A 12,215-nucleotide genomic window follows, 5' to 3' on the forward strand; every position below is an offset into this window, starting at 1 on the left:
TTACTGCATAGCACAATTGATTCGTACGATGCCGACTTAATCAGTCGGCTTTTTTTTTGCCTCTGCGCCATGAGCTTCTACCTTTAAAGTAACGACAATGCTGAAGTGGAGATCACCATGGCTACTCTGACGTTACGCAACGCGCTCTATTCACTGCCGCCTGACCCCGTGCCGAATGACCCGGTGCCAATCCCGGACCCGATCCCAAAACCGCAGCCGTTGCCGGATCCGCCGCCGGATGAAGAGCCGATTAAGTTGTCGCGTTAAGGGGGCAGATCTGAGAGGATACGCGCCTGCTGAACCGAAGCCTTTTATCGCGAGACTCTATTTTGACCGCTTTTTCAACACTGAATATGCTGCCCGCCGCCCAGATCGATAACCTTAACGAACTGGGCTACCTCACCATGACCCCCGTGCAGGCTGCTGCGCTCCCCCTGATTCTGGCCGGAAAAGATGTCCGCGTGCAGGCAAAAACCGGCAGCGGTAAAACAGCGGCGTTTGGTCTTGGCGTATTGCAGCATATTGATAGCAGCCGTTTTCAGACCCAGTCGCTGATTTTATGCCCGACGCGCGAGCTGGCGGATCAGGTTGCCAGCGAACTGCGCCGTCTGGCGCGCTCAATGCCGAATACCAAAATTTTGACGATCTGCGGCGGCCAGCCGTTTGGCGCACAGCGCGATTCGTTGCAGCATGCGCCGCACATCATCGTCGCCACGCCGGGCCGCCTGCTGGATCATCTGCAAAAAAGCACGGTTTCGCTGGAGAACCTGCAAACGCTGGTGATGGATGAAGCCGATCGCATGCTTGATATGGGCTTTAGTGACGCCATTGATGAGGTGATCCGCTTCGCCCCGGCACAGCGCCAGACCTTACTCTTTTCCGCCACCTGGCCGGAGGCCATTGCTGCTATCAGCGGGCGCGTACAGCGCAATCCGGAAACGGTGGAGATCGACACCGTTGACGATCTGCCCGCTATCGAGCAGCAATTTTTTGAAGTCTCCCGCCACGGCAAAATCCCGCTGTTGCAAAAACTATTGAGCGTCCACCGCCCGGCCTCCTGTGTGGTCTTCTGTAATACCAAAAAAGATTGCCAGGAAGTGTGCGATGCGCTGAACGCCGCAGGCCAGGACGCGCTGGCGCTGCATGGCGATCTGGAGCAGCGTGACCGCGACCAGACGCTGGTGCGTTTTGCTAACGGCAGCGCCCGTGTACTGGTGGCGACCGATGTCGCCGCACGCGGTCTGGATATCAAATCCCTCGAGCTGGTCGTCAACTATGAACTGGCATGGGATCCGGAAGTGCACGTTCACCGTATCGGGCGCACCGCGCGCGCCGGGAATCAGGGGCTGGCGATTAGCCTCTGCGCACCGGAAGAGGCGCAGCGGGCGAATATTCTCTCGGAGATGCTGCACCTGAAGCTGAACTGGCTTTCTGCGCCAGCCAATGTTGCCATTGCGCCGCTGGCGGCAGAGATGACGACGCTCTGCATTGATGGCGGCAAGAAAGCCAAAATGCGTCCGGGCGATGTGCTGGGGGCGTTAACAGGTGAGATGGGGCTGGACGGGGCCGATATCGGCAAGATCACCGTCCATCCGGCGCATGTCTATGTCGCAGTGCGACAGAGCGTGGCGCGCCAGGCGTGGAAGCAGCTGCAAAACGGCAAAATCAAAGGCAAAGCCTGCCGCGTGCGCTTGCTGAAATAACGCCAGCGCCATTAAAAAAGCCTCTCAGTGAGTGACCTGAGAGGCTTTTTTTTACTTCACTTCAATCACATTCAGCCGTAGCGCATCGAGCTGGGCATCATCCTCTTCCGGCTGCCAGCCAACTGGCTGCGTCGGGATCTCTTCGCGATCGAATGCCAGGTCGCCGCCGTTGATCACTTCTGAACCGTGTTTGATCCCTTTGAAATCGAACAGGTTGATATCGCTCAGGTGCGACGGCACCACATTCTGCATGGCGCTGAACATGGTTTCGATACGGCCCGGATAGCGTTTATCCCAGTCGCGGAGCATATCGGCAATCACCTGGCGCTGCAGGTTAGGCTGCGAACCGCAGAGGTTGCACGGAATAATCGGGAAGCCTTTGGCTTCGGAGAAGCGCTCGATATCTTTCTCGCGGCAGTAGGCCAGCGGGCGGATAACAATGTGCTTGCCATCATCGCTCATCAGCTTCGGCGGCATGCCTTTCATCTTGCCGCCGTAGAACATATTGAGGAACAGCGTTTGCAGAATATCGTCGCGGTGGTGGCCGAGGGCAATTTTCGTCGCGCCCAGTTCGGTGGCGGTGCGGTAGAGAATGCCGCGGCGCAGGCGTGAACAGAGCGAGCAGGTGGTTTTACCTTCCGGGATCTTCTCTTTCACGATGCCGTAGGTGTTCTCTTCAACGATTTTGTACTCCACGCCCTGCGCTTCAAGGTACTCAGGCAGAATATGCTCCGGAAAACCGGGCTGTTTCTGATCGAGGTTGACCGCAATCAGCGAGAAGTTGACCGGCGCGCTCTGCTGCAGGTTGCGCAAGATCTCCAGCATGGTGTAGCTATCTTTGCCGCCGGAGAGGCAAACCATAATCCGGTCGCCTTCTTCAATCATATTGAAGTCGGCAATCGCCTCGCCGACGTTGCGGCGCAGACGCTTCTGCAACTTGTTGAGGTTGTACTGTTCTTTTTTGCTAATTTCTTGATTTTGCGACATGAAAAAGGCTCAATTCGGTTTTTTTGCGCCAGCGGTCCATAAACCACAGGCAGAGATACGCGATTAGGGCGGGATTGTACCAATGATTTACGCCTAAGGCAGGTATTTATCACCTGGCAAGAGCGGCTCAGGCGATGCGCTTTTCCCTATATTTGCCTTTCACCACGCCATCATAAAAGCGGCCTTTCGACACGACGGTAAGAAAAAGGGTAAAAATGCGCTCAGGCACCTCGTGATATTGAAAGGTGCGCTTGTCGTGAAAGCGGATCTCCAGCGTGCGGCTTTGCGGATCATACCCCACAGAGGCAATTCGAGATGATGTAACAGGGTGATGACGCATGAAGATGTCCTTGACGCCGGGTTGAGTGGTGATTATTAGCCAGCTTGCCGCCCGTTGTCATGCAAAACAGTGACATAAAAAAGCCGCCGGGCGTCAACCGGCGGCTTTTATTTGCTTTGAGCGTTATTCAGCCGCGCTTTTTTCCGCTTTACCGGCCAGTTGCGCGAGGAAGTCGTAGCGTTTTTGCAGATCTGCCGCTGCATCTTTCCACAACTGCTCAGCCACTTCCGGCTGCTGCGCATTCAGGCGTTTAAAGCGCTGCTCATTAAGCAACGTCTCTGCCAGCGCATCCGACGGTGGGCGGGAGTCGAGCGCCAGCGGGATTTTGCCTTCCGCTTCGCGACGCGGATCGTAGCGATAGAGCGGCCAGAAGCCGGTGGCGGTCAGCTGGCGCATCTGATCGTGGCTCAGCGCCAGATCGTAGCCATGCTCTTCGCAGGGGCTGTAGGCGATAATCAGCGACGGGCCGGGGTAAGCCTCCGCTTCCTGAATCGCTTTCACCGTCTGGTTAAGCTGCGCACCGAGGGAGATCTGCGCAACGTAAACATGACCATACATCATCATACTGACGCCGAGATCTTTGCGCGCTTTGCGCTTACCGTGCTCGCCAAACTTGGTGACCGCACCGAGCGGCGTCGCCTTCGAGGCCTGCCCGCCGGTGTTGGAGTAACACTGGGTATCGAGCACCAAAATATTAACGTTCTCGGTCAGGCTCATCACATGATCCAGGCCGCCAAAGCCGATATCGTAGGCCCAGCCATCGCCGCCAATCAGCCAGATCGACTTCTCCACCAGCGCATCGGCATCGGTCAGCAGTTGCTGCGCGCCTTCCACATTGGCAAGGGCGCTACGCAGGACCGCCACCTGATCGCGGCGCACCTCCGGCGTGGCATCGGCCCGCAGGGCGGCGAGCAGATCGGCGGGCAGCGCGTCAGCAAACTGCTCTACCAGGCGCATAACCCGCTGGCGGTGCTGGTCGACGCTCAGACGGAAGCCAAGCCCGAATTCGGCGTTATCTTCAAACAGCGAGTTGGCCCACGCCGGCCCGCGCCCGTTGGCATCGGTGGTGTAGGGCGTTGAGGGCAGGTTGCCGCCATAAATCGAGGAGCAGCCGGTGGCGTTAGCAATCATCATGCGGTCGCCATAGAGCTGGGTCAGCAGCTTGATATAGGGCGTTTCGCCGCAGCCGGAGCAGGCACCCGAGTACTCAAACAACGGCGAAATAAGCTGCGAGGTACGAATATCGATGCGCTCCAGCTGGCTGCGGTCAATCTCCGGCAGGTCGAGGAAGAAGTCATAATTCGCTTTCTCCTCTTCGACATGCTCAAGGCGCGACATCATATTGATCGCCTTGATCTCCGGGTTCTGGCGATCTTTCGCCGGGCAGACCTCAACGCAGAGGTTACAGCCGGTGCAATCTTCCGGCGCCACCTGCAGAACATATTTCTGGCCGCGCATATCGCGCGCTTTCACATCCAGCGAATGCAGGCTTGCGGGCGCATCCTCCATCGCCTGCGGCGGCACGACTTTGGCGCGGATCGCCGAGTGCGGGCAGGCGGCAACGCAGTGGTTACACTGGGTGCACAGTTCCTCTTTCCAGATCGGGATCGCTTCGGCAATATTGCGCTTCTCCCAGCGCGTGGTGCCCACCGGCCAGGTGCCATCCGGTGGCAGCGCAGAGACGGGCAGGGCGTCGCCAAGCCCGGCCAGCATCGCTGCCGTCACGGTTTTAACAAAGTCCGGCGCGCTGTCTGAGACCACCGGCGGACGGTGTGCGCTTTGGCTGTCCACTTCCTGCAGCGGCACTTCAGCCAGCGATTCGCGCGCCAGCGCCAGTGCCTGCCAGTTGCGCTCAACCAACTCCTGGCCTTTGCTGCTGTAGCTTTTCGCAATCGCGCCCTGCAACGCCGTTAACGCACTGTCGCCTGGCAGAATGGCGGTGAGATGGAAAAAGGCCATCTGCATCACGGTGTTGATGCGCGCGCCCAGCCCGCATTCGCGGGCAATTTTCGCCGCGTTGACGACATAAAAACGGGCGTTTTTCTGCCTGAGCACCGCCTGCACTTCCTGCGGCAGACGCGACCACACCTCATTCGCGCTGTAAGGCGTGTTAAGCAGGAAAATACCGCCCGGTTTCAGGCGCTCTGCCATCTGGTATTTGTCGATAAACTGCAACTGGTGACAGCCGACAAAATCGGCCTGTGACACCAGATAGGCCGAGTTGATCGGCCTTTCGCTGACGCGGAGATGAGAAACCGTCAGCCCGCCCGCTTTTTTGGAGTCATAGACAAAGTAGCCCTGCGCGTACCATGGCGTCGCGTTGCCAATGATCTTGATATTGTTCTTGGTCGCCGAGACGCTGCCATCGCTGCCGAGCCCATAAAAGAGCGCTTCCAGTTTGGCGTGCGTCGGCAGGGTGTTTTCCGGCAGCGGCAGGGAGAGGTGAGTAACATCATCATAAATGCCGACGGTGAAGCGCGGCTTCGGTTTATCGGCACGCAGCTCATTAAAGACGGCCAGGACACACTCCGGCCCAAACTCTTTCGACGACAACCCATAGCGGCCGCCAATCACGCGCGGCAACGTTTCGCGCTCACCGCGATTAAAGGCTTCCGCCAGCGCGGTCATCACATCAAGATAGAGCGGCTCCGCCTGCGCGCCCGGCTCTTTGGTGCGATCCAGTACCGCCACGCTGCGCACGCTCTGCGGCAGTACCGCCAGCAGATGCGCGGCGCTGAAGGGGCGATAGAGCCGCACTTTTAGCACGCCGACTCTCTCGCCGCGTGTCAGCAACTCATCAATCACCTCTTCGCAGGTGCCAATCGCCGAGCCCATCAGCACGATCACCCGCTCCGCCTGCGGGTGGCCATAGTACTCAAAGGGTTTGTAGTGTCGACCGGTGGCGGCGGCAAAATCATCCATCGCCTGCTCAACGTGGTCGTAAACGGCGTTGTACCACGGGTTTGTCGCTTCGCGGGACTGGAAATAGGTGTCCGGGTTCGCCGAGGTGCCGCGGATCACCGGGTGTTCCGGGTTGAGGGCACGCGCACGATGCTGGTCAATCTCCTGCTCAGGCATCAGCGCGCGCAGGGTGTCGTCCGGGAGCGGCACGATTTTGTTAATCTCGTGCGAGGTGCGAAAACCATCAAAGAAGTGAATAAATGGCACGCGGCTTTTCAGCGTCGCGATATGGGAGATAAGGGCAAAATCCTGCGCTTCCTGCACGCTGCTGGCGCAGAGCAGGGCGCAGCCGGTCTGGCGCACCGCCATCACATCGGAGTGGTCGCCAAAAATCGACAGCGCATGGGTCGCGACGGTTCGCGCGGCAACGTGCAGCACAAAGGGAGTTAACTGCCCGCCCAGCTTATAGAGGGTCGGGATCATCAGCAGTAAACCCTGCGATGAGGTAAACGACGTTGAGAGCGCCCCGGTCTGCAATGCCCCGTGCACGGCGGCAATCGCCCCCGCTTCTGACTGCATCTCTACCACGCGCGGCGTGTCGCCCCAGATATTTTTCAGGCCGTTGCCTGCCCAGGCATCTGCCTGTTCAGCCATCGTTGAACTGGGGGTAATCGGGTAGATGGCGATAACTTCACTGGTGCGGTACGCAACGGATGCGACTGCGCCATTACCGTCAATTGTGATCATAAGGCACCCTTACATTGCTCAAAAGAAGGGACGCGTTTTACGGCGACGAGTCCTGTAGTTGTGCTTTGATCTTAGCAAACGCCCCGCTGAACAATTTTCGCTTTTGTGTCCTGACTCATAACGTGAATCAATGAATTGAGCGGTTGCGTTGCGCATGAAGCAGGAAAAATCGCAAAAAAGTGTTTCACCGCGCCACAAAGATGAGTTTCAGCCCTCGACGTATTGCGGCAGGCTGCCTATGATGCTTGGGTTTCGCTTTTTTGATGGGGGAGAGGAAGAGATGCGTTCAGCATTATGGATAGGGTGTGCCGCACTGTTATTGTCAGCCTGCAGCAGTGAACCTGTACAGCAGGCAACCGCCGCGCACGTTGCGCCAGGGTTAAAAGCGGCGATGTCTAATAGTGGGCAGGCCAACTGTGCGATGATCGGCGGCTCTATGTCCGTCGCACGCCAGCTTGATGGGTCAATGACAGGGATGTGTGCACTGCCAAATGGCAAACGCTGCAGCGAGCAGTCGCTTGCCACCGGCAGTTGTGGAACTTACTGAGCGTTCGCGGCGCGGGTGTAAATCAGGGTCTGCGTGGCGGTGGTCAGCGTCAGCTGATTTCCCGTCAGATCAACCTGCGCGCCCTCGGCGAGCATCGCATTAATGGTGTGATCCAGTTCGTTACGCTGCGCGTCCGGGCACATCATCATCGTCATCGCCAGATGCTTCACGGTTAAGGCACCTTCAGAGAGTTTGCCCTGACCGGTAAAACCGTTACACATTTTGCCGGATACGCGCAGATCTTTATCAAAGCGGATCTCGGGTTTCGGCTCGTCTGGCGCAATGCCTTTGCCATTAAATGTAGTCAATACAAAGCGCTGATTTTCCAGTTGTTCTGGTTTCAGCTGTACGGCGCGGGAACTGACGCAGCCAGCAAGCACTGCGCTCAACGCGACCAAAGCGATCAATTTTTTCATCTTTTCCTCTGGGTTCGTTCCATCAAAACGGTGGGAATTGTACCCGGTCGAACAGCCGTGTCACCGGGGTTACTCTTAAAACGCTCCCCGGCGATGGGGAGCGGGTCTCAGGTCAGCGCGTTCGGGCAGCTTTCGCCCTCATGCAACTGACGCAAGTTTTCCAGCGTCGTTTCCGAAATACTGGTCAACGCTTCGGCGGTCAAAAAGGCCTGATGACCGGTAAACAGCACGTTGTGGCAGGCGGACAAGCGGCGGAACACATCATCCTGAATCACATCATTGGATTTATCTTCAAAGAAGAGATCGCGCTCGTTCTCATACACGTCCATTCCCAGCGCGCCAATCTTCTGCGTCTTTAATGCTTCGATCGCGGCCTGGGAATCCACCAGCCCGCCGCGGCTGGTGTTAATGATCATCACGCCGTTTTTCATCTGCTCAAACGCGGTCTGGTTGAGCAAGTGGAAGTTCTCCGGCGTCAGCGGGCAGTGCAGAGAGATGACGTCCGACTGCGAAAAGAGCGTTTGCAGGTCAACATACTCGACGCCCATATCCAGCGCCGCTGCGCTCGGGTAGGGATCAAACGCCAGCAGACGCATACCGAATCCTTTCAGAATTCGCAGGGCGGCAACGCCGATTTTCCCGGTGCCGATCACGCCCGCGGTTTTTCCGTACATAGTGAAACCGGTCAGTCCCTCAAGGGAGAAGTTGGCATCGCGGGTGCGTTGATACGCGCGGTGAATGCGACGGTTAAGGGTCATCATCATGCCGATAGCATGCTCGGCCACCGCTTCCGGCGAGTAGGCCGGGACGCGCACGACGCTCAGCCCCAGCTCTTTTGCCGCGTCCAGATCGACGTTGTTAAAGCCAGCGCAGCGCAGGGCGATAAACTTCACGCCGAGCTTCTTCAGCTCTTCCAGCACCGGGCGGCTGCCGTCGTCATTGACGAAAATACAGACACCTTCGCAGCCATTGGCAGTTTTGGCGGTCTTTTCCGTCAGGAGAAAGTCGAAAAATTCAAGATCGTAGCCATAGCGCTCGTTTACCTGCTGCAAATACTTTTTATCGTATTGTTTTGTGCTGTATATCGCGAGTTTCATAAGACTTTTCTCCAATGATTTTCTGCCTCTATTATCACGTTTTAAAATTATTAAGTAAATGCTCAAATATTGTTTAGAGACAGAGGCGAGGTGAATGCTTCCAGATTGAGTATATGTCTATCCCGCGAACAGAGATCGGCGGCTCATCGCTTGAACGCCCATTAGGGGTAAACGCAGCGGCCAGTCTATGATTAACGAGGCGTGTGCGTTCATTATCGCGCCGCGACGTGGCACAATAGACGCCAGTTTCGCCTCAATTAGATGCAAAATCAGGATATTAGCCGCCCATGAAGGGTAAATACAAGGCCGCCATCGCACTGGTACTACTGTTTATACTGCTGCCGCTCACGCTGCTGCTGACGCTGGCGCAGTGGGTGCCAACGCTGGTCGGCATCTGGTTGCCCGCCGGCACACGCATCGCCATGAGCGACAGCCCGCGCCTCACCTTCCGCTCCCTGCATATCCCCGATTTACGCTACATCGCCGGTGACTGTACCCTCGCTGAGCTCAGCAATGCCCGGCTGACCCATCCCAGCCGCTGGCAGCTGCATATCGATACGCTGGTGATTAACACCGCCTGCCTGAATAAACTCACCAAAAATGAGGAAGAGAGTAGCGCGCCGCGTTCGCTGGCGCAGTGGCAGTCGCTGCTGCCTTACAGCTGGGTAACCGTCGATCGCCTGACGGTGTCGCCGTGGAAAACGTGGCAGGGCAAACTTTCGCTGGCACTGACGCCGCAGGTTCAGGCGCTCACTTATCAGGGTGAGCGCGTCGAACTCAATGCGCGCCTGCAAGGCCAGAAGCTGAACGTCAATCGCATGGCGCTAAAGCTGTTTAACGATCAGCCGCCATTTACCCTTGGCGGCGACTTTACGCTGCCTAACGATCCGGCGGGCATCCCGGTGAACGGCCATATGGAGAGCACCTTAACGCTGCCGCAGCAGCCGCACACTCTCGATGTCGATCTCGACTGGCGCGATAACCAGGGGCAACTGATTGTAATGGCGCGTGGCGAAGGGGAGCCGCTGCTGGATCTCCCCTGGCAGATGAGCGAAGAGCGCTTCACCATCAGCGACGGGCGCTGGAACTGGCCCTATCAGGGCTTTCCGTTAAGCGGCCGCGTCGGCGTGAACATCGACAACTGGCAGGATGGTCTTGAAAATGCACGTATCAGCGGCCGGTTAAATGTCTTAACTCAGGGCGATGCTGGCAAAGGTAACGCCGTGCTCAACTTCGGGCCGGGACGCCTCAGCCCTGGCAACAGCGATATGCCGTTGCAGCTGACCGGTGAGGCGAAGCAGGGCGATTTGATCTTCTACGCCGTGCTCCCCGGCCGCCTCAGCGGTAGCCTTGAGGATCCGCTCCTGGCCTTCAGCCCCGGCGCGCTGCTGCGCTCACGAGGGCGCATTATTGATTCGCTAAATATTGATGAGGTGCGCTGGCCGCTGGCGGGCGTTAAGCTGACGCAGCGCGGCATCGATGGGCGGTTGCAGGCCATTCTGCGCGCCCATGAGAATGCGCTCGGCGACTTCACCCTCCATCTTGACGGCCGGGCGGAGGATTTCCTGCCGGATAATGGATTGTGGCGCTGGCGTTACTGGGGCGATGGCCATTTCACGCCGATGCACGCCCGCTGGGATGTTGCCGGGCGGGGCGAGTGGCGCGACGAGGCGATCACCTTAACGGAACTCTCTACCGGTTTTGATCAGCTGCAGTATGGTGCCATGCAGATGAGTAAGCCGAGGCTGGTACTGGATAAACCGGTGCGCTGGCTGCGTAATGCGGCTAAACCGCGCTTTACCGGCGCTCTGACGTTGGATGCGGGCAAAACCACCTTCAGCAGCGGCAGCGTTTTACCGCCCTCAACCCTGCATTTCAGCGTTGACGGCCCGGAGCCGACACGCTTCCAGTTCAAAGGCGCGCTTAACGCCGAAGCGATTGGCCCGGTGCAGGTGAATGGTCGCTGGGACGGCGAGCGCCTGCGCGGCCAGGCGTGGTGGCCACAGCAATCCCTGACCGTGTTCCAGCCGCTTGTGCCGCCGGAGTGGAAAATGAATCTGCTCGACGGCTCGCTCTACGCGCAGGTCGCCTTTTCCGCCGCAGCCGATCAGGGGTTTGAAGCGGGCGGCCACGGCGTGCTGAAAAATGGCAGTGTCTGGACGCCGGATAACGAGATCCACGGCGTCGACTTTGTGCTGCCGTTCCGCTACCGCGACGCCAGCTGGCAACTGGGCACGCGCCACCCGGTGTCGCTGCGCATCGGTGAAGTGGTCAATCAGGTGACGGCAAAAAATATCACCGCCGATTTACAGGGGACGTGGCCCTATAGTGAGCAAGATCCGCTGACCCTCAGCGATGTCAGCGTCGATGTGCTGGGTGGCAAAGTGACGCTGCAACAGCTCCGCCTGCCGCAGCACGACGCGGCGCTGCTGCGCCTGAAGCATATTGAAGCGAGTGAAGTGATAAGCGCGGTGAATCCGAAGCAGTTTGCGCTCTCCGGCCCCGTTGACGGCGCGCTGCCGCTGTGGCTCGATAACCCACGCTGGATCATCAAAGATGGCTGGCTGCATAACCCGGGGCCGATGACGCTGCGGCTCGATAAAAACACCGCGGACGCTATCGTCAACGATCATATGGCGGCGGGCGCGGCGATTAACTGGCTGCGCTATATGGAAATTTCGCGCTCGTGGACGAAGATCGATGTCGATAATCTGGGGCAGTTAACCCTGCGCGCGAAACTCTCCGGCACCAGTTATGCCGAAGGGAAAAGCGGGCGTGTTAATCTCAACTACACCCATCAGGAAAATCTGTTCACGCTATGGCGCAGTCTGCGTTTTGCTGACAACTTACAGTCATGGCTTGAGCAACATGCGGCGCTGCCCGATACGCGCTGCAAAAAGGGCACGTCGTGCGAGGAAAAGAGATGAGAACCCTGAAAATCGTGCCAGGCCTGCTGGCGGTAACGCTGCTGGCTGGCTGTACGCCGCGAATTGAAGTGGCGGCGCCAAAAGAGCCGATCACCATCAACATGAACGTCAAAATTGAGCATGAGATCCATATCAAGGTCGATAAAGATGTGGAGAGCCTGCTGAAATCCCGAAGCGATCTCTTCTGAGGCGATGATGAAAAAACGAGTCATAGGAGCACTGCTCGCGCTAAGCCTGGTCAGCGGCATCGCTCAGGCGCTCACGCTGGATGAGGCGCGCAGCCAGGGCCGCGTCGGCGAAACGCTGAACGGCTATCTCGCACCGCTGCGTCAGGATCGCGAGACGCTGGCGCTGGTTGAACGCATCAATAAAGCGCGTACCGAGAGCTATCAGCAGCTGGCGGATAGCAACAATATTCCGGTGGATGATGTCGCCAATATGGCGGGGCAGAAACTGGTCGCGCGGGCGAAGCCGGGTGAGTATGTGCGCGGCATTAACGGTAAGTGGCTACGTAAACCGGGCGAACAGGGCCAGTGAAACCTCTGAAAAG

At 58.0% G+C, this 12,215-nt stretch carries 11 protein-coding genes; 6 read left to right on the forward strand and 5 right to left on the reverse strand.

The genetic code is table 11. The annotated features are described in order from the left end of the window. Window positions 1–117 precede the first annotated feature (117 nt). Complete coding sequence (ynaL, locus tag SOM48_RS12690) at window positions 118–267, forward strand: proline-rich small protein YnaL (RefSeq protein WP_164896942.1); 150 nt, start codon at window positions 118–120, stop codon at window positions 265–267. Between the two features lie 62 nt (window positions 268–329). Then, window positions 330–1,703, forward strand: coding sequence for an ATP-dependent RNA helicase DbpA (gene dbpA / locus SOM48_RS12695; protein ID WP_128482884.1), 1,374 nt, complete (start codon window positions 330–332; stop codon window positions 1,701–1,703). Window positions 1,704–1,754: 51 nt separating this feature from the next. Here the strand turns inward: dbpA and ttcA are convergent, their stop codons facing one another. The 3 genes from ttcA to nifJ all read right to left on the reverse strand — a co-directional run bounded on the left by ttcA (window position 1,755) and on the right by nifJ (window position 6,678). After that, window positions 1,755–2,690 carry a tRNA 2-thiocytidine(32) synthetase TtcA gene (ttcA, locus tag SOM48_RS12700; RefSeq protein WP_128482885.1) on the reverse strand — a complete coding sequence of 312 codons (936 nt, stop codon included), beginning with the start codon at window positions 2,688–2,690 and terminating at the stop codon, window positions 1,755–1,757. A 127-nt stretch (window positions 2,691–2,817) separates the two neighbouring features. Further along, window positions 2,818–3,030 carry a KTSC domain-containing protein gene (locus SOM48_RS12705; protein WP_054803766.1) on the reverse strand — a complete coding sequence of 71 codons (213 nt, stop codon included), beginning with the start codon at window positions 3,028–3,030 and terminating at the stop codon, window positions 2,818–2,820. 123 nt (window positions 3,031–3,153) lie between these two features. After that, a complete protein-coding gene (gene nifJ / locus SOM48_RS12710) occupies window positions 3,154–6,678 on the reverse strand; it encodes a pyruvate:ferredoxin (flavodoxin) oxidoreductase (RefSeq protein ID WP_320512052.1) in 3,525 nt (1,174 codons plus the stop codon). Window positions 6,679–6,958: 280 nt separating this feature from the next. Here nifJ and SOM48_RS12715 point away from each other — a divergent pair, with 280 nt between their 5' ends. Further along, complete coding sequence (locus SOM48_RS12715) at window positions 6,959–7,225, forward strand: putative hemolysin (RefSeq protein ID WP_076770329.1); 267 nt, start codon at window positions 6,959–6,961, stop codon at window positions 7,223–7,225. Here the strand turns inward: SOM48_RS12715 and hslJ are convergent. Continuing rightward, complete coding sequence (gene hslJ / locus SOM48_RS12720) at window positions 7,219–7,641, reverse strand: heat shock protein HslJ (protein ID WP_054803765.1); 423 nt, start codon at window positions 7,639–7,641, stop codon at window positions 7,219–7,221. The genes SOM48_RS12715 and hslJ overlap by 7 nt on opposite strands. 107 nt (window positions 7,642–7,748) lie before the next feature. Further along, window positions 7,749–8,738, reverse strand: a complete 990-nt coding sequence (locus SOM48_RS12725; protein WP_023478880.1) for a 2-hydroxyacid dehydrogenase — start codon at window positions 8,736–8,738, stop codon at window positions 7,749–7,751. A gap of 287 nt (window positions 8,739–9,025) precedes the next feature. On the opposite strand from SOM48_RS12725, the gene SOM48_RS12730 reads away from it, so the two are divergent. From SOM48_RS12730 to SOM48_RS12740, 3 genes are read left to right on the forward strand one after another with little or no spacing between them, the layout of a single operon-like run. Beyond that, window positions 9,026–11,665, forward strand: coding sequence for a YdbH family protein (locus SOM48_RS12730; RefSeq protein WP_320512053.1), 2,640 nt, complete (start codon window positions 9,026–9,028; stop codon window positions 11,663–11,665). Further along, window positions 11,662–11,853 carry a YnbE family lipoprotein gene (locus SOM48_RS12735; protein ID WP_054803764.1) on the forward strand — a complete coding sequence of 64 codons (192 nt, stop codon included), beginning with the start codon at window positions 11,662–11,664 and terminating at the stop codon, window positions 11,851–11,853. Before SOM48_RS12730 ends, SOM48_RS12735 begins: the two co-directional genes overlap by 4 nt. A 7-nt stretch (window positions 11,854–11,860) precedes the next feature. Beyond that, window positions 11,861–12,202 carry a YdbL family probable chaperone protein gene (locus SOM48_RS12740; RefSeq protein ID WP_312199166.1) on the forward strand — a complete coding sequence of 114 codons (342 nt, stop codon included), beginning with the start codon at window positions 11,861–11,863 and terminating at the stop codon, window positions 12,200–12,202. Window positions 12,203–12,215: the final 13 nt, after the last annotated feature.

Source organism: Kosakonia sp. CFBP8986 (assembly GCF_034044935.1).
Taxonomy (GTDB): domain Bacteria; phylum Pseudomonadota; class Gammaproteobacteria; order Enterobacterales; family Enterobacteriaceae; genus Kosakonia; species Kosakonia cowanii.